The organism is Polyangium sp. y55x31, from assembly GCF_029946505.1.
GTDB lineage: Bacteria > Myxococcota_A > Polyangia > Polyangiales > Polyangiaceae > Polyangium.
In genome coordinates this window covers 236609-255979 of sequence record NZ_JARZHG010000015.1, presented here as the reverse complement: position 1 = coordinate 255979, position 19371 = coordinate 236609, and the positions used below count along the sequence as shown (strand labels likewise).

At 68.8% G+C, this 19371-nt stretch carries 16 protein-coding genes; 7 read left to right on the top strand and 9 right to left on the bottom strand.

The annotated features are described in order from the left end of the window. The coding region (locus tag QHF84_RS25920) for a DUF3105 domain-containing protein (RefSeq protein ID WP_281316095.1) at window positions 1-684 on the top strand (684 nt) is incomplete at its 5' end. A 52-nt stretch (window positions 685-736) separates the two neighbouring features. Here QHF84_RS25920 and QHF84_RS25915 read toward each other — a convergent pair. Together QHF84_RS25915 and QHF84_RS25910 are read right to left on the bottom strand one after the other, a co-directional pair. Further along, entirely contained in the window at window positions 737-1450 is a 714-nt protein-coding gene (locus QHF84_RS25915; RefSeq protein ID WP_281316094.1) for a hypothetical protein, read from the bottom strand. Beyond that, complete coding sequence (locus QHF84_RS25910) at window positions 1447-1968, bottom strand: hypothetical protein (protein WP_281316093.1); 522 nt, start codon at window positions 1966-1968, stop codon at window positions 1447-1449. Before QHF84_RS25910 ends, QHF84_RS25915 begins: the two co-directional genes overlap by 4 nt. A 230-nt stretch (window positions 1969-2198) precedes the next feature. On the opposite strand from QHF84_RS25910, the gene QHF84_RS25905 reads away from it, so the two are divergent. Continuing rightward, complete coding sequence (locus QHF84_RS25905; RefSeq protein WP_281316092.1) at window positions 2199-2501, top strand: hypothetical protein; 303 nt, start codon at window positions 2199-2201, stop codon at window positions 2499-2501. A 50-nt stretch (window positions 2502-2551) separates the two neighbouring features. Next, entirely contained in the window at window positions 2552-3820 is a 1269-nt protein-coding gene (locus QHF84_RS25900) for a vWA domain-containing protein (RefSeq protein WP_281316091.1), read from the top strand. A gap of 9 nt (window positions 3821-3829) precedes the next feature. On the opposite strand, the gene def is transcribed toward QHF84_RS25900, so the two are convergent. Next, on the bottom strand, window positions 3830-4405 hold the full coding sequence (gene def, locus QHF84_RS25895; protein ID WP_281316090.1) for a peptide deformylase: 576 nt from the start codon (window positions 4403-4405) through the stop codon (window positions 3830-3832). Between the two features lie 76 nt (window positions 4406-4481). Between def and QHF84_RS25890 the strand changes: the two genes are divergently transcribed. Beyond that, window positions 4482-5225, top strand: a complete 744-nt coding sequence (locus QHF84_RS25890; RefSeq protein WP_281316089.1) for a DUF2383 domain-containing protein — start codon at window positions 4482-4484, stop codon at window positions 5223-5225. A gap of 33 nt (window positions 5226-5258) precedes the next feature. Here QHF84_RS25890 and QHF84_RS25885 read toward each other — a convergent pair whose 3' ends face one another. The 6 genes from QHF84_RS25885 to QHF84_RS25860 form a co-directional block, all read right to left on the bottom strand. Beyond that, on the bottom strand, window positions 5259-6356 hold the full coding sequence (locus tag QHF84_RS25885) for a serine/threonine-protein kinase (protein WP_281316088.1): 1098 nt from the start codon (window positions 6354-6356) through the stop codon (window positions 5259-5261). Between the two features lie 8 nt (window positions 6357-6364). Then, window positions 6365-6991 (bottom strand): PE-PGRS family protein, encoded by a 627-nt coding sequence (locus QHF84_RS25880; protein ID WP_281316087.1) that lies wholly within the window; start codon window positions 6989-6991, stop codon window positions 6365-6367. Between the two features lie 60 nt (window positions 6992-7051). Then, window positions 7052-7729, bottom strand: a complete 678-nt coding sequence (locus QHF84_RS25875; RefSeq protein WP_281316086.1) for a dienelactone hydrolase family protein — start codon at window positions 7727-7729, stop codon at window positions 7052-7054. A gap of 274 nt (window positions 7730-8003) precedes the next feature. Beyond that, on the bottom strand, window positions 8004-10661 hold the full coding sequence (locus tag QHF84_RS25870) for a serine/threonine-protein kinase (RefSeq protein ID WP_281316085.1): 2658 nt from the start codon (window positions 10659-10661) through the stop codon (window positions 8004-8006). Window positions 10662-10677: 16 nt separating this feature from the next. After that, window positions 10678-11334 (bottom strand): hypothetical protein, encoded by a 657-nt coding sequence (locus tag QHF84_RS25865; protein ID WP_281316084.1) that lies wholly within the window; start codon window positions 11332-11334, stop codon window positions 10678-10680. A 98-nt stretch (window positions 11335-11432) separates the two neighbouring features. After that, window positions 11433-12386 (bottom strand): sigma factor-like helix-turn-helix DNA-binding protein, encoded by a 954-nt coding sequence (locus tag QHF84_RS25860; RefSeq protein WP_281316083.1) that lies wholly within the window; start codon window positions 12384-12386, stop codon window positions 11433-11435. Window positions 12387-13209: 823 nt separating this feature from the next. On the opposite strand from QHF84_RS25860, the gene QHF84_RS25855 reads away from it, so the two are divergent. The 3 genes from QHF84_RS25855 (at window position 13210) to QHF84_RS25845 (ending at window position 19317) form a co-directional block, all read left to right on the top strand. Next, entirely contained in the window at window positions 13210-15120 is a 1911-nt protein-coding gene (locus QHF84_RS25855) for a bifunctional homocysteine S-methyltransferase/methylenetetrahydrofolate reductase (RefSeq protein ID WP_281316082.1), read from the top strand. Window positions 15121-15303: 183 nt separating this feature from the next. Then, the gene (locus QHF84_RS25850; protein ID WP_281316081.1) at window positions 15304-17325 is read left to right on the top strand and encodes a hypothetical protein; all 2022 of its coding nucleotides are present in this window, start codon (window positions 15304-15306) and stop codon (window positions 17323-17325) included. A 468-nt stretch (window positions 17326-17793) separates the two neighbouring features. Continuing rightward, window positions 17794-19317 carry a hypothetical protein gene (locus QHF84_RS25845; protein WP_281316080.1) on the top strand — a complete coding sequence of 508 codons (1524 nt, stop codon included), beginning with the start codon at window positions 17794-17796 and terminating at the stop codon, window positions 19315-19317. Window positions 19318-19371 lie beyond the last annotated feature (54 nt).

Genomic DNA, 19371 nt, shown 5'->3' with positions numbered 1-19371 from the left:
GGAAGCGGTGGCGCTGGCGGCAGCGGCGGCGCTGGCGGAAGCGGCAGCGGCGGCGCCGGCGGCAGCGGCGGCGCCGGCGGAAGCGGCGGCGCTGGCGGAAGCGGCAGCGGCGGCGCCGGCGGCAACGAACCCGACGCCGGCCCGAGTGACGCCGGCGCCTGCCCCGTCACCACGATGGCCGTCCCGATCATGCCGGCTCCGCACGTCCCTGCGTGCTCCCCCGTCGTGTATTCGACGAACCCTCCGACCTCGGGCCCTCATTACCCCTCGTGGGCCGCATTCAAATGGTACGACGCGCCCGTCCCGCGTGGTTTCCTCGTCCATTCGATGGAGCACGGCGCGGTCGTCATCTCGTACCATTGCGAGGGCGGCTGCGAATCCGAGCTCGCGACCCTCGCGGCCTTCCTCGACGCGCGCCCGGCCGATCCGCTCTGCGTCGCGCCCTTGAAGGCGCGCATCATCGTCGTGCCCGATCCCGAGCTCGACGTCCGCTTCGCCGCGGCCGCGTGGGGCGGGCTCCTCCGCGCCGATTGCCTCGACACCGCCGCGCTCGGCGCCTTCCTCGACACGTATTACGCGAAGGGGCCGGAGAACTTTTGCTATGACGGCGTCGATATCCTCGCCCCCGGCAGCGGCATTCCGGCCGATTGCGGCACCCAGCCGAGAGATGCGGGCGCGGATTGACGCGAATTCAGCGATATCGATCGGAGCAAGCGCTGAGCGCCATTCTCGTCCCTCAGGTCGCGAGCCAGAAATCTTTGCCGAGCAGGCTTTTCGCCGTCTCGATCGTGCCAAACGCGCGCTTCAGATCCGTCTTCGCCTGGAGCTCGGAGAGCTGCACGATGTACGGGATCCACAGCGGCCGGCACACGAGCAGCGCCGCGTAGTACCCCTCGGCCTCGTCGTGCCAGCCTTGCGCCGCCGCGATCCGCGCGAGCAGGGAGTTCACCGGCACGGGCGAACCCACCTGCCCGATCTCCGACGCGCGCGCCATCACGTCGCGGGCGAGCTCCGCGCGGGCGGCCTCGTTCTCCACGTTCTTCGCGCCGCGGAACTTCTGGAAGGCGATCTCCAGCCGTTGCTCGTTGTCGACCTGCTCCTGCAGCCGATCGCGCACGATCACGCTCCAGGCCTCCACGAACGGCCGCCCGACGAGGCCCGTCGACCCCTCGCAGTGCGCGAGGAGCAGCTCCGCTTCCTTCCAATCGCCCGCGTCGCGCGCGAGCTCGAGGCCCGACACCACGCGCTCTTCCTCGCAGCGGCCCGGGTCCTTCTCGAGCAGCCAGCGCTCCCAGTAGAGCGCGCCGCGCGACAGCGTCCGGAAGATCATCGCGGGCTGCGTGAGCCGCGCGTACATCGCCTGCTGGATCAGGAGGCTCTTGTGGCGCTCGACGTCCGGCACCGTGAGGCTCTTCGGCCAGGCCTCGGCCCCGAAGGCGAAGGTGATCATGTGAGGACCCGGATCGCGGCCTTTCCTCCGCCGAAGGCCACGGCGCCGGCGATCTTCCGCCCACCCGGCGCGCCGTGCACGTGCTTGACCACGTCCGCGAGCACGGAGTCCGGATCCGCCCCTTGGGTCCCGAACGCGACGAGCACGCCGTCGTCCCGGCCGTCGAGCTTCTGCAGATGCAGATCCAGCCACGGACCCCGCTTCGACACGCGCACCACGCGCAGCTCGTCGCGCGCCCGCAGGATCGCCGTGATCACGCCGGCCGCCGCCACGTGCAGCACGTCCTCGCGCCCGGCGGCGCGCAGCGCCTCGACGTCGGCCGCCGAGACGTCGGTCGCGTGCACCAGCGAGAAACGTTCGATCGTCGGATCCTCCGCGCCCGGCTTGAAGTAAGCGAGCTCGAAGGGGCTCGTCGTCCCGGGTGCGGCCTCGCAAGCGAGCAGACACGCAGGCAGTACGAGCGGCGGCCACAAATTCGGCTGATCCGCCCTCAGTTTCGCGAGGTTATAAGTCTGCATCGAGGAGATCCGCGAGCAGGGTACCACGCCACGAACGGGCTCAAAAGACCCATGGCGCGCCTTCGACCCGGATCGTCACGGCCGCGGCGCGGTGGGCTGCTCCACGCCTGAAAAGACAAACGCGGGCGCTCGCGCCCCTCGTCCGCCGTCACCGTCATCACCGGCGGACCTCGTTTTTCGGCCCGTCTCCGCGCGCGTCCCGGGCCGTGTATCATGCGTGGCCGTCGCCCATGCGCCCCGAACCGGCCTCGATCGAACCGTGCCCGCTCTGTGAACGGCCGAATCTGAACCCCTCGGATCATCACCTCGTGCCGCGGAGCCGCGGCGGCAAGTTGACGCTCGCGATTTGCCGCGATTGCCACCACGCCGTCCACGCGGTGCTCACGAACAAGGAGCTCGAAGCCAGGTATCACACCGTCGCAGAGCTCGTCGCGCATCCCGAGCTCGCGAAGATGATCGCCTTCATCGCGCGGCAAGATCCCGGCGGGCGCGTGCGCATGCGTCGGACGAAGTCGCGCCCGAGGCGGCCTTGATCAGCGTGCCGCGCTACACTCCGAGAACATTCGAACCCAGGAGCTTACGTATGCACTCTGCCCGTCTCTTTCGTCCCCGTCCGCCTTCGTTCTTCCGCCGCCTCCTCGCGCCCGCACTCGCGATCGGGCTCGCGTCCGCGGCCACCGCGCTCGCTTCGAGCTGCGGTTCGACGAGCAACGGCGCGGCCCCGTGTGACTCGGTCTACGCCGGCAAGTGCGGCGGCACCTGCGGCAACGACTTCGCGTGCGCGGACGGCCTGTATTGCGGCATCAGCGGCACCTGCACCGCGGACTGCGCCCCCGGCGCGGCCGGCTGTCCCACGGGGCAAACGTGCAACGTCAAGGGTCGTTGTATCCCCGCGGGCGAGGGCGGATCCGGCGGCATGGGCGGTATCGATTTCGTGACGTCGAGCGACGGCACCGGCACCGGCGCCGACGCTTGCGCCGACGTCAACGTCAATTTCGAGAAGCAGATCCCCACCGTGATGCTGCTCATCGATCAATCGGGCAGCATGACCGCGAGCTTCGGCAATGGCGACCGCTGGAACGTCCTTTACGACACGCTCATGGATCCGGATACCGGGATCGTGAAGAAGCTCGAAAAGGACGTCCGGTTCGGGCTCGCGCTGTACACGAGCAATGGCGGCAATGCGGGCGGCACGTGCCCCATGCTCGCGAAGGTGCCGCTCGCCTTGAACAACCACGCGGCCATCGACGCGGTGTACGCCCCGCAGAACCCCGAGGGCGACACGCCGACGGGCGAGAGCATCACGGCCGTGACCACGGATCTCGTCGCCTATCAGGAGCCGGGGCCGAAGATCATCGTGCTCGCGACCGACGGCGAGCCCGACACCTGCGCCGAGCCGAACCCGCAAAATGGCCAGGACGAATCGATCGCCGCCGCGCAGGCCGCGTTCGGCAAGGACGTCCGCACGTTCGTGATCAGCGTCGGCGCCGAGGTGAGCCTCGGCCATTTGCAGGACCTGGCGAACGCGGGCGCGGGCCTGCCCGTCGGCGGCGCCGAGAAGGCCACGTATTACCAGGCGCTCGACCCGCAGACGTTGATCGACGCCTTCGACAAGATCATCAACGGCGTCCGCTCCTGCGTGCTCAAATTGAACGGCATCGTCGACGAGACCGCGGCCGCCGAGGGCGAGGTCTACCTCGACGGCAAGGCGCTGCCCTACAACGACATGAACGGCTGGCGGCTCAACGGCCCCGACGAGATCGAGCTGCTCGGCACCTCGTGCGACACGATCAAGCAGGGCGACCATTCCATTTCGGTGCAGTTCCCCTGCGGGATCGTCGTCCCGAAGTGAACCGCTGAATCAGCCCCCCATTCGCTTCACGAACGGCACGATTCGCTCCACGAACGCCTGCTTGTGGAACCGATCGAACTCGGCCCACGTGCAGAGCGTCGACGTATCGGTCACCCGATCCACGAAGAGCTTGCCGTCGAGGTGATCGACCTCGTGCTGGAACGTCCCCGCGGTCAAACCCCGCGCCACGCGCTCGAACGGCGCCCCGTGCCGATCCCAGCCGGTCACGCGCACCTCGGCGACCCGCGACACCATGCCGCGCAGGTTCGGCACCGAGAGGCAGCCCTCGTAATTGTCGAATCGCTCCTCCGTGAGCGGCTCGATCACCGGATTGACCACGATCGTGAGCGGGATGTTGGGCTTGTACGGATACCGGGGGTTGTCCTTGACCTCGATCGCCACGATTCGCTTGGGCACGTGCACCTGCGTCGCGGCGAGCCCGGCGCCGTTCGCGTCGCGCATGGTCTCGACGAGGTCGTCGATGAACGCCTGCACCTCGGCCGTGGCGAGCTCGTCCCGCTCGACCTCGCGCGCTCGGTTGCGGAGCACCGGATGTCCAATTTGAGCAATTTTCAGGAGCGTCACGGAGGCGAGCCTACCACGAGACGTCGGGGACGACGCGCGCTCGACGAAAGCGCGCGGGCGCCCCAGGTATCGGCGCATGAACCAGGACAAGCGCCAGCCCGACTTTTCCACGAACGTCCCCCAAGGCAGCGAACCCGAGACGAGCGGACGCACGGACGTCGAGCACGAGGTGCAGGGCGAGGAGAACGCCCCGATCGAGCGCAGCGGCGGCGAAGAGCGCGAGAGCGGCTCGATCGAGCGGGCCAAGGCCCACCTCGAGCACGCGGGCCGAGACCTCGCCGCCGCGGCGACCGAGGTCGCCACCGTCGCGCGCGCCGCGGCCGAGTCCGCCAAGGAAGCGATCAAGGACGAAGTCCCCTCGACCCGGCGCACGGGCGAGCCCTCGAAGGAGAGCACGCTCGACCGTCTGAACGACCTCCTGCGCGGCGAGCTCGCGAGCGTCGAGACCTACGAGCTCGCGCTGCGCAGCGTGCGCGACGCGGACCTCACGAGCTCGCTGCGCCAGCTCTTGGAGAGCCATCAGCGGCGCGTGGACAAGCTCCGGGGCAAAGTGAGCGAGCTCGGCGGCGAACCCGCGCCAAGCTCGGGCGTCTGGGGCGCGTTCGCGCGAATCGTGCAGCGCGGCGCCGACCTGCTCGGCCACCGCGCCGCGCTCGCCGCGCTCGAAGAAGGCGAGGATCAAGGCAAGAAGCGGTACGCGCGGGACCTCGACGAGCTCGAACCGCCCGTGCGTGATTTCGTCCTGCAGGAGCTCTCGCCCGAGCAACAACGCACGCACGACCTCGCGCAATCGCTGCAGAAGTTCGTGAAGGCGGCTTGACGCGGAGAAACGGCCCCGGGGCGCCGCCCGCCCTCACTTCCAGGCCGGCGGCGTCATCCCGAGCTTGTTGTAAAAAAACTTCGCTGCCGTCCGCGAGAGCTGATCTTTCGGCTCGTACACATCCGGGCCGCGCGGCAGAAGCCCTGCCGACAGCGACCCGAGGCGCTTGCCCATGAGCCGCTCGAGGTCGTCGCAGAACGCCTCCATCGTCGAGTACCGATCCTCGGGCTTCTTGCGCAGCGCCTTCAGGATCACGCCTTCCGTGGCCCGATCGATTCCCGGCTGCGCCTCCGAGGGCTCGCGCGGCGGCATGATGAGCTGCCTCGCCAGGAGGACCGCATAATCGTCCGCGCGGAACGGCAGCTCGCCGGTCAGCATGCGATACATCATCACGCCGAGCGCATACACGTCCGACCGCGGATCCGACTTGTCCCCCACCACCTGCTCCGGCGGCATGTATTCGGGCGTCCCCACGGCCACCCCGGCCTGCGTGACCGCCTTGGCCGCCTCGAGCTTGGACAAACCAAAATCCAGCACCTTCGTGTTGTACGGTTCGCCCGGCTCGCCGACCAAAAACAAATTGTCCGGCTTCACGTCCCGGTGCACGATCCCCGCGCGGTGCGCCACCCCGAGCGCCGAGGCCGTCTGCGACAGCACGGGCAGCGCGAGGTGGAGCGGCATCGTCGCCTCGCGACGCAGCCAGTCTCCGAGCGTCTCGCCGAAGAGATACTCCATCACGAGGAAAGGCACGCCGTCCGGCCGCTCCCCCGTATCGAGAACTTTCACGATGTTCGGATGCGCGAGGGCGTTCGCCGCCTTCGCCTCGCGGTCGAAGCGCGCGCGCGCGCCGGGCGCGCGGAGGTGCAGCGAATCGAGCATCTTGATGGCGACCGGCTCGCTCGTGTTCCGATCCAGCGCCAGATAGATCCGGGCCATGCCCCCCCGACCGATGAGCCCCCGCACCTCGTAGCGCCCGCCGAGCACCACGCCCGTCTCGGGCGTGGGTTTGGCGCGGAGCGACGAGACGTCCGGCGTCGCGACGAGCTTCGTCCCGTCGTACGGGCAGAAGCGGTGCTCTTCATCCTCGAAACGCCTGAGACAACGCGAGCAATACATCGGTCCCCATCCCATTCAACGATTCACGGCATCGCGCCGCCGCAGATCCAGTCCGAGATCGTCTGGATCTTCGCGTCGGAGAGCGCGATCGCCGGCGGCATCTTGTTTCCGGAGCACTTGTCGACGTTCATGATCTTGTCGATGAGGTAGCTCTCCGAAGGCTCGCCCGGCTTGACGCGCATCCGCGTCCCGCCCGCGCATTGCTCGGCCGGCACGTCCACGAGGTCGGCGTGCGCGCTCGCGCTCGTCAGATCGAGCCCTTGCTTCGGCGCTGCGCCCGTATGGCAGCCGCCGATCGCGCAGCTCGCCGTCAGGATCGCCTGCACGTCCGCGAACGCGACGCTCGCCGATCCGCAGGTGCAAACGCCGCCCGCGCACGTCTGCCCCGGCGCGCATTGGTTGTCGCAGGCGCCGCAGTTCATCGGGTCCGTCATGGTATCGCCGCAGCCGCCGCCCGCGCCGCCTTGGCCGCCCATGCCGCCGCTCCCCGAGCTCGAGCTGCTGCTCGAGCTGCTCGTCGGCGACCCGCCTTGGCCGCCCGCGCCGCCTTCGCCGCCGGCGCCGCCCGAGCCGTCCGAGCCGTCCGAGCAGCCGGCGCCCGCGAAGCCGAGCACGGCCGCGCAAGGCACGGCGAAAAGCCAAATACTCATCCAACGATTCGACATCGACCGACCTCCAACCAAGTCATCCCGGAAAAGCGGCAACCCGGATCAGCCGAGGTGCCGGTGCAAGAAAGCAATCGTGCGGCTCCAGGCGAGCGCGGCCGCCTCCGGGACGTACACGTCCTTGCGCGACTCGTGCGCGAACGCGTGCCCGGCCTCGTACACGTGGAGCTCCATGGATTGCCCACGCGAATGCATCTGCTCCATCACCGCCCGCGCGTTATCCGCCCGGGCCCACTCGTCCTTGCTCGCGAAATGCGCGAGAATGGGCGCCTTCACATTCGCATACTCGAATTTGTCCGTGGGGGCGAGGCCGTAAAACGGCACGACGGCCTCGAGATCGGGCACGACCGTGGCCGAGGCGAACGAGAGCGCGCCGCCGAGGCAGAAGCCCACCACGCCGACGTGCCCGTTGCTTCGCGGATGGTTCTTCAGGAAAGCCGCCGCGCTCCCGATCTCGTCGAGCGCCCGCGGCCAATCGAGGCCTTCCATGAGCTTCTGGGCCTCGGCGGGGTCGACGGTCCAGCGCCCGTGATAAAGGTCGGGGATCGCCACGAGGAACCCTTCCCGCGCGAGGCGGGCGGCGACGTGACGGATCTGCCCGTTGAGCCCCCACCACTCCTGGATCAGCACCACCGCGGGCGCCCGCTCCACACCCTCGGGCGCCACCAGCTCCCCCGGTGCATCCGCCCCACTCTTCGTCGGAAATTTGATCGGTTCGTACATGGTGCTCGCCTCCGTACATCCCTCGCGCAGGTGCGCGGGCGGGCGGAGCATAGCCTAGAACATCGAGCGGTTTGACAACCGCTCGATGTTCTAGGCTTCTTTTGTCCCGAGGGGGACGCCTCGCGTCCCCCTCTCGGCCAGGCGAAGCCCGGCCGATTCACCCCCTGAGGCGAGCTCGCTTCGCGATCTCGCAGAGCGCCGAACTCTCGGCGCTCTGGTTCGTCGTGGCAGGGGCGGTCGTCGATACGACCGCGAAAGGCCTCCAGCGCTCGTTTCAGCGGAGCCAGGCTTCGATCTCGCTGACCTGCTCCTCGGCGCCGGCGCCCATGGAACGGAAGAGCTCGAGAGCGCGGCGGGCGTGCGGGATGGCCTCGGCCTTCGCGCGGCCGGCGCAGACCCATGCCTTCGCGTGCAGGAACTCGATCGTCGCCGCGTCCGCGGGCTCGCACGTCGACTTCGCGCAGATGCCGAGCGCCCGCTCGGTTTCGGCGAGGCCCTCCGCGCACGCGCCCTCCGCGACATACACCTGGCCGATCCCGGCGAGCGCGAGCGCGCGGTCCGGCGCGTCGGGTCCGAGCGCCCGCTCGAGGGCCGCCGCCGACTCGATGTAACGCGCGCGTGCATCCGGATATCGCCCGAGCCGGTAGAGCGCCTCCGCGAGGTTCGAGGCCGCGCGGCCAATGCGTGGGTGGTTCGGCCCGAGCGTGCGTTTGTACCCGGCGAGCGCCGCCTCGAACACCGGGACCGCCTCGGTGAAACGGCCGGCGTTGCCGAGCGCCGCGCCCCAGGAGTTCTGCGCCTGGAACGCGTCGGGGTGATCGGCGCCGAGCGCCGCGACGAAGAGGTCGTACGACTCCTTCAGCAGCGGCAGCGCGTCGTCGAAGCGACCCTGGTGCAGGATCGTGTTCGCCAGATTGGAGAGCACGCGGGCGCGGCTCGGGTGCGCCGCGCCGAGCCGCTTGCGCACGCTCTCGTCCACGCGGCGAAAGTGCTCCTCGGCCAGCCGCAGGTTGCCGCGGCGCGTCTCGATGACCCCGCGCACCGTGGCGACGCGATCGCGGAGCGCCCCGTCGTCCGGGCCGAGCAGCGCGTCCGCCTGGAGCGCCCATCGTTCGCCGTCGTCGGGGCGCGAGCGCAAATAGCCGACGTAGTAGGCGAGCTCGGCGAACGCCTCGGCGGCGAGGGCGCGGCTGCCCACCCGGTGTGCGGCGAGCGCCCCGTCGAACATCTCGCGCTCGGCCTCGTCGAGGCGGCCGAGCGGCTCGAGCGTGCGCGCGTGCTCGACGAGGAGCGCGGCCCGCGCGGCGGCGGCGTTTGGTGGTGCCTCGCGTGAGAGCGCGTCCTTGGTGACACGCTCGGCCTCGGCGAACTTTCCGAGCTCTTCGAGCGTCCTTCCGCGCTGCACGTCGGCGCGGATCACCACGCACGCCTCGCAGGGCTCCGCGTCGGTAGGTCCGACGTCGACGGCCACGCAGGCATCGAGCGGCGCCATCTTCTCGACGACGGACGTCGCGCGGTTGACCGCGCCGGCGCCGCCGAGCGAGAGCACCTCGACGGCGGCGTCGAGCTCCGCCAGGCGCTCGTCCAGGCAAGCGACACGTGCGCGGAAGAGGGGATCGGGCTGCGGAGCGCTGACGAGCGCCTCGCACGCCTCCGCGCGCTCGGCCCGCCACGCGGTCGCGCGCGCCGCGACCGCGCCGTCGACCGCGCCGAAGGCCTGCGCGGCATACGAGAGCCCCGTGTGATCGAAGGCCTCACGCACCACGGCGCGGCGCGCGTCGTCCCATCCGGCCCGATGCCGCTCCTCGGCGAGCACGCACGCCGGGTGACGGCGGACCGTCTGGCTCGGCCGCGTGACGACGACGACGCCGAGGGCCAGCAGAGCCGCGCCGATCAGCATCGGGACGCCGAAGCGACGAGGCTCCTGCGTCGCACGTTCGAGCGCGTCGACGAGCGCGGCCACCGAGGGATGGCGCTCGCGTGGATCGGGGTGGAGCCCGCGTTGCAAGAGGCGGCGCACGGCTTGTGGCACGGGGGACGACGCCGGCGCGCGTGGGGCTTGCTCCCGCGCGGCCCGCGCGAGATCGGCGACCGTGTGACCGACGAAGGGGCGCTCGCCAAACAGCGCTTCCCATGACGACACGCAGAATGCGTACTGGTCGGAGGCCTCGGTGGCGGGCGCGCCTTCGAGCTGATCCGGCGCCATGTAGGCCGGTGTCCCGAGGAGCGCGCCCGTCTCCGTGATCGCCATGCCGCTCTGGGCCGCCGCCACGTCGCGTGGTCTCGTCTCGGCGGCCAGACCGAAGTCGGTGACCTGCGCGCGACCATCGGCGCGCACGAGGACGTTGTCGGGCTTCAGGTCGCGGTGCACGACCCCGGCTGCGTGCGCGGCGGCGAGACCACGCCCGACCTGGATCCACAGGCGCATGATCTCGCGCCACGAGCGCGGCTCGCGCGTGGCCCAGGCGCGGGCCGACCCTCCGGGGACGAACTCGAGCGCGACGAAGAGCTGCGTTTCCCACGTCCCCACGTCGAACACGGTCACGACGTTCGGGTGGGAAAGCCGCGCCAGCGTCTGCGCCTCGCGCGCGAGCCGCGCGCGCCTTTGCTCCTCCTCCGTGCCCGACCGCGACGAGAAGCGCAAAAGCTTCAGCGCCACCTTGCGGTCGAGCTCGGGATCGTAGGCGGCGAACACCTGCCCCATGGCGCCGACGCCGACGCGCTCCACGACGAGGTACCGGCCGATCGCCGTGCCTCGCTTCACGAGCGCCGGGGGCGGCGGCGCGGAGGCCCCGCTCGCGCGTAGCGCCGCGGCCACCACGCGCCGGCAGCGGGGGCAGGTGTCGAGGTGCTCTTCGGCCTTGACCAGGGCGGCCCCGTCGAGCTGCCCGACGGACAGCTCGAACAAGAGGTTCTCGTCGAGGCAGGCCATCAACGCGCCTTGCGCCTCAGTTCAAGACGCACTGCCCGAGCGCGTCGTTGCACTTGAAAGCGCTCGGGCAATCGGCGTCGTATTTGCACGGCAGCCCGCCGCATTGTGCGTTCGCCTCCAGGCAATGCTCCGTGGCATCGTTGCATTTCATCTCGCCGGGGCAATCGGCGTCGTACATGCATGCTGCGCCGTAACATTCCGGCGTGGCGACGGCGATGCGACAATACGATCCGAACCCGTACTCGTCGCGGCAGACCGTGCCGACGATCTCCGGCTCGCCGCCGAAGTTGCAGCCCCAGTCTCCGGCCTGCGTCTTGCCGAGGCAATCGGTCTCCGCCACCCATTTGTCCTCGCACAGATCGCTCTGCGTCTTGCTCATGATGTCGACGCACTGGGCCGTCGAGCTGAACCAGGCGGGGCAGCCGGCGAGCATCGTCTTTTCGCAGAAGATCTGCAAGCGCTCCATTTCGGTGAGGCCGCCGGGCCCGGACGAAGTGGACGAGGAGGTGGACGACGAGGAGGTGGACGACGAGGAGGTGGACGACGACGAACCGGGGCCGCTGCCGCCCTCGCCCCCGCCCCCGCCCTCGCCATTGTCGGAGCCGGAGCTGCCGGTGCCGGCGCCGCAAGCGAGGAGGAAAGCGAGAGGGAGCGACCACACGAGTTGTTTCACGACGAGACTCCTTGGTGACGTGGATGAACACCGCGGCAGGTGCACATGCACCCCGCACCAAGGGACAGGTCGTCTCCTGTCGAGGTCGCACGAAATCGTCAGGTCGCATCGGGCGGAACGCCTTCGCCGTGGGATTCGCGCAAAAACCGCGACAAGCTGAGGTCGAAGCGGCTGAGCACGCCGCCGAGCAGGCTCTCGAGGTCGTCGGGGCGCAAGCGCAGGCGGCTCGCGAGCGCCTGTCGGGTCCGGGTGGCCAGAAGATCACGCGCGGCGCCGAGCCAGCGGGCCACGGTCGCGCGATGGGCGCCGTACATCGGCGCGATGTCGTCGATCGAGAGCCCATCGAGCAAGCTGAGGCGCAAGAGCGCGCGGTCGCGCGACGAGAGCGTGGCGAGCGCCTCCCGAAAGGCCGCGCGGAAGTGCTGCTGCTGGTCGAGCCGGCAGAGCCCCGCTTCCACGTCGGCGGCCTCGGGCAGCGCGGCCAGCGCGTCGTCGTCGTCCTCGACCGGCTTCGCCGCGGCCTCGTCGTTCGCCAGAAGGTGCACCGCGACGGTGCGCACGAACCCGCCGAGAGGCCCGCGACCGGCGTACAGCGCGAGCTTCGGTGGACCGTGGAGCTCGGTGAGCAGGCGCGTGCGTGTCCTTTGCAGCATCTCGTCGACGACCTCCGCGCCGGCGCGCGTCGACAGGGCGCGTCGCGCCGACGGAAGCACCTCCCGCTCGAACGCTTCGAGCGCCTGAGGCACGCCGCGCAAGCAAGCGGCGGCCAGGTACAGGCCGCCCGCGTCGATGGACGCGAGCTGCGCGGCGAGCGGCTCGCCCTCTCGGAGCCGGCGCCCGAGATGACCGAACCATACCTCGTCCTCGATCTGGACCGAGGGCCACGCCTCTCGGCCGCGCGCCGCCGCACGCTCGAGCGCGGCCTCGGCCTGCGCATCGAGCTCACCGCGCAGCGGCTCGGGCAGGCATGCCTCGAAGGCATCTCGTGCAATCCTCTTTTTCCCGATCACGGCGCCATTGTTGCACACGTCCTCCTCTCGACCACCGGGCACGGGCGCAGCGCCGGATCAGACGGACCCGCCGAACTGCGAGATGGCTTTGGGAGCCTCCCGGACCTCCATCGAGCCATCGCCGCTCATACTCCTGATGCGGGTGTGGCGTCTGGTCGAAAACTTTTCCAGTACGCAGAGGCCGGCTACGTTGGATGCTCGTAGAGCGTTACCTCTATCGCCCTCTGAACACACGAGGTGAAACGATGAAGGCATTGTCTACTATCGTTTCGGCACGGTCATTCCATGTGCGGACGACGAGAGCCACCGCGGCTCTACTCGGCGTCGCGGCCCTTGTAACCACTCTGTGCGGATGCATCGCTGAAACCGAAGACGATCGGGATTACGATGTCGTTTTCGAGGAGGCGCCAGGGTTGCAGACGGAAGTAAAAGCGCAGGCCGTCATGAACTGCTGGACCGGCGTCTGTACATGCAGTGGCGTACAACTAAGTGTTTGCGTGTCGATGTGCGACTATCTCTGGGATACCAATTGTAGCAAGCCCGCGTCCCAGCAGCCCGGGGCACCGTAGGCGCCTGTACGTCACGACGTATCCACCCTGCGGTCGACGCACCCAGGCCCCCGTCGACGAGGCCGTCTCTGCACGTACCATCCTGCCTGCCTCCATGTGCCATGTGCGTGGAGGCAGGATCGTCTGTTGAAAAGTTTGGAACGTGCTCGAGCCGTTGGGTGGACCACGTGGTTCGTAATGGAACCAATGGTCAGGATCCCGGGGGAGGGGGCGCTCCGAGCAGGAGGGCCGAGGAGCCGCGAAAGAGGGCCGCTCGTCCGTCCGCCACGTTCCTCTCCTGTGCTACGGTGCGCGCGATGTCGAGCGCCCCGTCGCCTTTGACCCCGAAGCCCACGCGTTTCCTCGACGCCGTCCGTCGCGGCGTGCTCGTCGTCGACGGGGGCATGGGCACCCAGATCTACGAGCGCGGCGTCCTCTTCAACGTCAACTACGAGGAGCTCGTCGTCTCGCGCCCCGAGCTCGTCCTCCGCATCCACGAAGACTACGTGCGCGCCGGCGCCCAGGTCCTCGAGACCAACACCTTCGGCGCCAACCGCGTCCGGCTCGCCCGCCACGGCTACGCCGACCGCGTCCGCGAGTTCAACGTCGCCGCCGTCCAGCTCGCCCGCAAAGCCGTGGGCGACCGCGGCCACGTCGCCGGCGCGATCGGCCCGAGCGGCCTCGTGCTCGCCGCCTTCGGCGAGGACGACCGCGCCCGCGTGCGCGACGCCTTCCGCGAGCAGGCCGAAGCCCTCGCCGACGGCGGCGCCGACCTCATCCTCATCGAGACGATGCGCCAGCCCGAGGAGCTGCTCCTCGCCATCGACGGCGTCCGCAAGGCCGTCGGGGATGCCTTGCCCCTCGTCGCCGAGGTCTCCGTCGACGCCGACCTCACGCTCTCCGACGGCACGCCCGTCGCCGACATCGGCATGCGCCTGCGGGACCTCGGCTGCGACGTCATCGGCGTCAATTGCTCCGACGGCCCGCAGGTCGTCCTCGCCGCGATCGAAAAACTCCTGCCGCTCGGCATTCCGCTCTCGGCCATCCCGAATGCTGGCATTCCTCGCCGCGTCGACGACCGCTTCATCTACGTCTCCACGCCCGAATACTTCGGCGTCTTCGCGCGCAGGCTCTGCAAGCTCGGCGTCCGGCTCATCGGCGGCTGTTGTGGCACGACGCCCGAGCACATCCGCCGCATGGCCGCGGCCGCGCGCATGGAAGCGAGTGCCGCCGCGGGCGCGTGCGAGGACCCGGGGCCATTATGGGTCGGCGTCTCCGATAGCAGCGTTCCCCCCGAGCCGCCCGTCCACATCACGAGCGGCCAGCGGCCCATCGCCACGGCCGAAAAGAGCAAACTCGCGGCCAAGATTGGCAAGAAGTTCGTCGTCTCCGTCGAGGTGAACCCGCCCATCGGCGTCGATCCGACCTCGGCCATCCAGGCCGCGAAGATGCTCGTCACGGGCGGGGTCGACGTCATCAACATCGCGGATGGTGCGCGCGCCCAGGCGCGCATGTCGAACCTCGCGCTCGCCGTGCGTATGCAGGAGGAGCTCGGCGTCGAGACGCTCCTGCACGTCTGCGGCCGCGATCGGAACTTGCTCGGGCAGGTCGCGCACCTCCTCGGCGCCCACGCGCTCGGCATTCGGAACCTCGTCGTCGTCACCGGCGACCCTCCGAAAATGGGCGATTTCCCCGACGCGACGGCCGTCTACGACCTCGACTCGATCGGCATCCTCCGCCTCGCCTCGCGCCTCAATGCTGGCATCGATCCCGGCGGCAAACCGCTCGGCGGCGTCACCTCGTTCTTCTGTGCGACCGGCGCCGAGCCTGCCGCCTTGAATTACGAGCGCGAGATGGAGCGCCTCAAGCTGAAGAAACGCGCGGGCGCCGAAGTGATCATGACGCAGCCGGTCTACGACCCGGCCGTGCTCGATCGATTCTTGAAAGACGCCGCGCCCCTCGACCTGCCGGTCCTCGTCGGCATCCTCCCGCTCGCGAGCCACAAGAATGCCGAGTTCCTGCACAACGAGGTCCCCGGCATGCAGATCCCGAAGGACGTGCGCGACCGCATGCAACGCGCCGGCAGCGGCCCCGCCGCGCGCAAGGAGGGCGTCGCCATTGCCCGGGAGATGCTCGCGGCGGTGCGCAATCGCGTCGCGGGGGCGTACATCATGCCCCCGCTCGGGCGGTATGAGCTCGCGCTCGAGGTGATGGACGGGATCGTCTGAGCGCGCGCTCTCCACCCCGCGCAATCGCGGCGTCACGGTCCGTTCGCGCAAACCTGCCAAGGCATTCTGTTCATCCAGTAAAAATCCGTATTAACGACGTTGTCGAGACGACTGCGTTCGGATACAGGTCCATTCTGGGCTCACCCACAGGAGGAATGTATGTCGAATACTCAGTGGCGTTTCATGGCATCGGTTTCGGACAAGTCGATTTATGTGGCGGCTTCGTCGGATGGGAGTGATTGGGGCGGGTCCGCGCGCATTTTCGAGAACTGGGAGACGCCGCTTCCGCCCGCCCTGACCGCGTTCAAGGGCCGCCTCTTCATGGCCCTCATTGGCCTCACCGGTCCTATTTACATGACCTCGTCCGGGAACGGTGCTTCGTGGACCGACCCCAAGTCGTTATTCGACAGCTGGCAGACCAAGCAAGCTCCCGCGTTGGCGGTCCACGAAGACCAGATGTATCTGGGCCTCGTCGGCCTCGCGGGCGGGATCTACATCGCCTCTTCCTCCGACGGGACCCGCTTCAGCGATCCCCGGCGCCTCTTCGGAGACTGGGAGACGTCCCGCGGGCTGACCCTCGCGTCCTTCAACGGCAAGCTGTACATGGCCTTCCTCGGAAAGAGCGGGCAGGTGTACCTTTCCTCGTCGGCGGACGGTCGCACCTGGACGACGCCTGCGATGCCTTTCGGTACGTGGGTGAGCCCCGCCAGGATCGGCCTCGCGGCTTTTAATGGCAAACTGTACGTGGGTCTCGTCGGGGACAGCCTGCACATGTACCTGGCCTCGTCCGAGGACGGCGAGCACTGGAGCGCTCCCGAGCCATTCATGAGCTCCTGGCGGACCTACGAGGCCATGAACCTCGCCGCGGTCGGCGACGTGCTGCAAGTCACGCTCGTGGGCATCGAGCTGGGTGTCTACGTCCTGACCAGCCAGGATGGCTCGAAATTCAGCTCGCCCCAGGCGCTCTTCGGGGATTGGAAGGTCGGTCAACCGGTCAGCGTCACCGACATCCCTCTCCCCGATCCGACGGACGATCAAATCAAGAAGACACAGCACAACCTGGCGAACATGCTGCGGTTCAACAGGGACCTCGAGACCCCCGGCGCGCTCAAAATCACGAACGCGTTCACGCTGATCTCGATCAAGGACAACAGCGATCCCGGGCTCGACCTCGTGGTGGAGCTCTTCCTCGACACGTTCGAGGCGGTCGCCGGTGAACTCGGTCCGGTCGGCGCCATCGGCGGAGCCGTGATCGGTGGTCTCGTGCGTTACTGGCTCTCCGACCCCCCGCAGGACTTGCGAGCGCAGTTCGCGGATTACATCACGCGATTCGACAAGACCACGAGGGCCGTGAGCTTGCAGCTCGCGACCTATCACGACGACGTGAAGAAGTACTGGCACGCTCCGTTCTACTTCGACGGCGAGCTTCATTCGCTCAGCGACCTCGGGACCATCGACTTCCCGCAACCGGATACGCGGGAGTACCAGCTCCTGCAGGACACGGCGGTCCTGGGGCTCGATCGGAGCGTCTGGCGCCAGGTGCTCGTGGCGAATGACGTGGTCACGGAGTGGATCACGAGCTCGCCGATCATCATCGGTGAAGATCCGGAGCATCCGCCCGTCGAGTGGGCACAAGGGTTCATCGCGCAGAACCCGGCGTACAACATCACCTGGACATGGTCGGACGGCGATTGCTGCGGCACGGACAAGGGGTGGGTGATCACCGAATACAACGTGGGAAGAGGGGCTGGGGTGTTCGATGATGGCTCGCTCAGCGCGGCCGCGTGCCGTTACCTGTTCAAGGACAGCACGCCGGGGACCATCATCAACCCGGATGCCATCTACGAACGCAACACGGTGTTCTGGAAGCTCGGCCTCACGCAGACGACAGCCTCCGTCGGCGGAGCGGCTCCTCGCGGAGAGGTCAAGCTCTCCGTGGCCTATCTGCGCGCGGCAAAGAAGGGGCAAACCCTCGCCCGGCTGATCGAGGCCGAGGGGCGGCAAGCGGTGGAGCAGCGGATCATCGAAAAGGCGCAGTCCGATTCCATCTTCGCCGCGGAGCTCCGGATACGGCCGCGCCAGGCGCTGGAGGAGTTCCTCGGCGTGAAGATCCCCGAGACCATCCAGCTCTCGATCCTGGTCGAGAGCGGCCCCGTCTTCGGGCTCGTGATCCCCCGGAAGCTCCCGCAGAAAGCCAAAGCCTGAGCTTCGATGAAGCTGGGCGCGCGGCATCCCTGAAGCCGCGCGCGGCATCCCTGAAGCCGCGGGCGGCGTCCCTGAAGCCGTGCGCGGCATGGATGGACCCCGCGGACGGCATCGCGGAAGCCGCGGGCGACATCGCGGAAGCCGCGGACGGCATCCCTGTAGCCGCGGGCGGCATGCCTGAAGCCGTGCGCGGCATGGATGGACCCCGCGGACGGCATCGCGGAAGCCGCGGACGGCATCGCGGAAGCCGCGGTCGGCATCCCTGTAGCCGCGGGCGGCATGCCTGAAGCCGTGCACGGCATGACGGACGCCGCGGTCGGCATCCCTGTAGCCGCGCGCGGCATGCCTGAAGCCGTGCACGGCATGACGGAACGCCGCGGGCAGGAAAGCCCGGCCTATCCACTCGAGCATCCGGGACGACCCGCCGCCGTGGCATGGCCCCTGCGGATGGCCGGATTCGGGAGGGGAATGATGATCCGACGTACCCACGTAGCACATGCCGCGACCCTTCTTGCTCTCGCTTTCTTCCCTGCTTGCGGCGGCAAGGGCGAAGGCACGGGCGGCCCGCCATCGTCGAAGCCTCCGAGCCCCTCGGAGAGCGGCGGCGAGCACGGCGCCGTGACCGTCCGCGAGATCGACCTCTGGATCCAAGAAAACGCCACCGTCGAGGCCCCGCAGGACCTCGGCAAAACCCGCATCGAGGCCCTCGTCCCCACGGGCGGCGGGCAATGGCAGACCATCGAAGGCACGGCCAAGGCGGATGGCTCCGTCGTCATCCCCGGCGTCCCCGAGGGCCCTTATGTCCTCCGCGTGGGCGAGTTCGAATACGTCTACACCTCGGCCAGGGTCGTCGACCTCGGCGTCGCAATCGGTGGGCGCAAGGACGCGCCGCGCGCGACGGTCGATCCGACCAAGCTCGTTCTGGACATCACGAACCTCGCTCCTTGGCAGGCCCGTGATGACATCCAGTTGTTCGTCCCGAGCAGCGGCGCAGGGCAGAGGATGTTCGGCTCGGGCTCGGGCGCCGCCGAGAACTGGCCCGCGGTCGGCGACACCAAGCTCGACAGGTTCACCGTGAACTGGTCGGGCCTCCCCTGGGGCAGCCTCATCGACGCGAGCAAGGGGGATGTCCTTACGGTCTCCCAGCTCTCGCAGCAGACGAGCGCTTCCGGCGTGCCTTACGCCATCGTCACGCGATTCGCGAGCTTCGACGACATCACGCAGACCGACGGGAGCACCGTCTCGAAGAGCGGCGCGTTCACCAGCGTCCCGTCGAACTTGAGCGTCTCGCTCGATGTCCCCACGACGAAATTCAAGAGCCAGGTCGCCGCGGTGAACTCAAAGGCCGTCGACCAAGGGACCTTCGTCGAGATTCGCACGCGGCCCGGCAACAAGTACGCCCCCGTCGGCGCTTTCGCGACGCTCCTCACCCTCGGCATCGCTCCCGGATCCGCCGATATGAATCTGGGCACGATCCCGTATGGAAACCCGTACCCCGCGGCCTGGGGGAGCTTTGTGTACGTCCTCCACTTCGTCCGGGTGGACTATACCGCGCCCGGCGGGGCGACCCCGTGGAGCGACTTCGGTGTCATCAGCTTCGACCGTGATGTCGCGAGCGTCGGCCCGCAGCCCATCGAGCCGCCTTTGAGCCCGGTCCAGAACCTCGAGGTCAACGGGAAAAGCGCGTTCAGCGACCAGACGGGCGTCACGCGGACACCACGCTTGAGCTGGACGGCGCCGGCCGTCGGGAAGGCGACGCACTACACGGTCGAGATCTTGAAGCCCAGCGGGGACTCGTTCGGGACGTTTGTCGCGCTGCTGCACACGAAAGACACGCAGCTCGAGCTCCCGCCGCGCATCCTCGATGGCGTGAGCGCCTTTTATGTCCGTGTCCAGGCCCATGCGTCGGAGGTCGACATCACGACGCACCCGCACCGCTCGGCCGCAGGAGCCGCGCGGGCGGATGTCCTGTCGAACATCCTCGTACCCTGACGCCGCACGGGGGGAGCGCTCGGGTCGGGCGGCGCCGCCGCCCCCCGTTCCCTG

Excerpts from the sequence above, each read along its gene's own strand:
- QHF84_RS25890 (WP_281316089.1), top strand. The coding sequence starts at position 4,482 with ATGAACCAGGACAAGCGCCAGCCCGACTTTTCCACGAACGTCCCCCAA.
- QHF84_RS25915 (WP_281316094.1), bottom strand. The coding sequence starts at position 1,450 with ATGATCACCTTCGCCTTCGGGGCCGAGGCCTGGCCGAAGAGCCTCACG.
- QHF84_RS25880 (WP_281316087.1), bottom strand. The coding sequence starts at position 6,991 with ATGAGTATTTGGCTTTTCGCCGTGCCTTGCGCGGCCGTGCTCGGCTTC.
- QHF84_RS25845 (WP_281316080.1), top strand. The coding sequence starts at position 17,794 with ATGATGATCCGACGTACCCACGTAGCACATGCCGCGACCCTTCTTGCT.
- QHF84_RS25870 (WP_281316085.1), bottom strand. The coding sequence starts at position 10,661 with ATGGCCTGCCTCGACGAGAACCTCTTGTTCGAGCTGTCCGTCGGGCAG.
- QHF84_RS25885 (WP_281316088.1), bottom strand. The coding sequence starts at position 6,356 with ATGGGATGGGGACCGATGTATTGCTCGCGTTGTCTCAGGCGTTTCGAG.
- QHF84_RS25875 (WP_281316086.1), bottom strand. The coding sequence starts at position 7,729 with ATGTACGAACCGATCAAATTTCCGACGAAGAGTGGGGCGGATGCACCG.
- QHF84_RS25905 (WP_281316092.1), top strand. The coding sequence starts at position 2,199 with ATGCGCCCCGAACCGGCCTCGATCGAACCGTGCCCGCTCTGTGAACGG.
- QHF84_RS25850 (WP_281316081.1), top strand. The coding sequence starts at position 15,304 with ATGGCATCGGTTTCGGACAAGTCGATTTATGTGGCGGCTTCGTCGGAT.
- QHF84_RS25910 (WP_281316093.1), bottom strand. The coding sequence starts at position 1,968 with ATGCAGACTTATAACCTCGCGAAACTGAGGGCGGATCAGCCGAATTTG.
- QHF84_RS25855 (WP_281316082.1), top strand. The coding sequence starts at position 13,210 with ATGTCGAGCGCCCCGTCGCCTTTGACCCCGAAGCCCACGCGTTTCCTC.
- QHF84_RS25900 (WP_281316091.1), top strand. The coding sequence starts at position 2,552 with ATGCACTCTGCCCGTCTCTTTCGTCCCCGTCCGCCTTCGTTCTTCCGC.